The sequence below is a fragment of the Gemella sp. zg-1178 genome (genome assembly GCF_018790995.1).
GTDB lineage: Bacteria > Bacillota > Bacilli > Staphylococcales > Gemellaceae > Gemelliphila.
Genome location: NZ_JAHKEI010000056.1, coordinates 1 through 1,169, shown reverse-complemented (window position 1 = coordinate 1,169; position 1,169 = coordinate 1). Strand labels below are relative to the sequence as shown.

The window sequence follows — 1,169 nt, the reverse complement described above, 5'->3', positions numbered from 1 at the left end:
AACATTTTTTTAAATAGATGTTCATAATCATTTATTCTCATTTTTACCTCCTTATTTTATTGCATAAAAAAGACGATAGTCTTTCATCTATCGTCTTATAGTATCCATATTTTTAGTTTGTATCTTTAAAAAATTTTCTATATATTAAAACAATTAGCTTTGTTTTTTTTCATCATTACTAATTATTATAAAGGCTTTTTTGTTTATACATAAAGAAGATAATCATTCAGTTTCATTCTTTCTTTTTTGATAAATATACAAACTTTTATAACTTTTTTGCTATTTTGTTAATATACTTTTTATATTCTTATATTAAAATATTTTTCTTTTCATTAAGAATATAGACGGTTATATTCTAGCAAACAATTAAAATATTAAACAAAATAAAAAAGGCGAGTAAAACTCACCTCTGTATGACCCGTACGGGATTCGAACCCGTGTTACCGCCGTGAAAGGGCGGTGTCTTAACCACTTGACCAACGGGCCAAAATAAAATGCCTTAGAGGCATTTTTATAATGAGCCATGAAGGACTCGAACCTTCGACCCTTTGATTAAAAGTCAAATGCTCTACCAACTGAGCTAATGGCTCATGGCTGGGATACCTGGATTCGAACCAGGGAATGACGGAGTCAAAGTCCGTTGCCTTACCGCTTGGCTATATCCCAATATGATTAAATGGTGGGAAGAAGTGGATTCGAACCACTGAACCCTAAGGAACGGATTTACAGTCCGTCGCGTTTAGCCTCTTCGCTATCTTCCCATTAAATGGTGGAGGTTAACGGGATCGAACCGCTGACCCCTTGCTTGTAAGGCAAGTGCTCTCCCAGCTGAGCTAAACCTCCAATGACCCGTACGGGATTCGAACCCGTGTTACCGCCGTGAAAGGGCGGTGTCTTAACCACTTGACCAACGGGCCAAAAAATGGCTCCACAGGCAGGACTCGAACCTGCGACCCTCTGATTAACAGTCAGATGCTACTACCAACTGAGCTACTGTGGAATCATAAGCCTAAAGCATTCGCTAAAGACTAAAGCCTGGCAGCGTTCTAATCTCGCAGGTTCTAAGACCAACTACCCTCGACGCTAAAGAGCTTAACTTCTGTGTTCGGTATGGTTACAGGTGTGTCCTCTTTGCTATCGCCACCAGACGAAAACTTTATATATATTAT

General features: G+C 38.3%; 7 tRNA genes and 1 rRNA gene. All 8 read right to left on the bottom strand.

The features are described from left to right. Positions 1-414: 414 nt before the first annotated feature. The 8 genes from KMP12_RS07395 to rrf all read right to left on the bottom strand — a co-directional run bounded on the left by KMP12_RS07395 (position 415) and on the right by rrf (position 1,148). Positions 415-486, bottom strand: a tRNA-Glu gene (locus KMP12_RS07395). Between the two features lie 31 nt (positions 487-517). Continuing rightward, a tRNA-Lys gene (locus tag KMP12_RS07390) sits at positions 518-590 on the bottom strand. A 1-nt stretch (position 591) separates the two neighbouring features. Continuing rightward, positions 592-666: transfer RNA gene (locus KMP12_RS07385), tRNA-Gln, on the bottom strand. Between the two features lie 11 nt (positions 667-677). Further along, positions 678-761, bottom strand: a tRNA-Tyr gene (locus KMP12_RS07380). A gap of 6 nt (positions 762-767) precedes the next feature. After that, positions 768-843 (bottom strand) — tRNA-Val (locus KMP12_RS07375). Positions 844-845: 2 nt separating this feature from the next. Further along, positions 846-917: transfer RNA gene (locus tag KMP12_RS07370), tRNA-Glu, on the bottom strand. A gap of 6 nt (positions 918-923) precedes the next feature. Beyond that, positions 924-1,000: transfer RNA gene (locus tag KMP12_RS07365), tRNA-Asn, on the bottom strand. 33 nt (positions 1,001-1,033) lie between these two features. Further along, positions 1,034-1,148: ribosomal RNA gene (gene rrf / locus KMP12_RS07360) — 5S ribosomal RNA — on the bottom strand. Between the last annotated feature and the right edge of the window lie 21 nt (positions 1,149-1,169).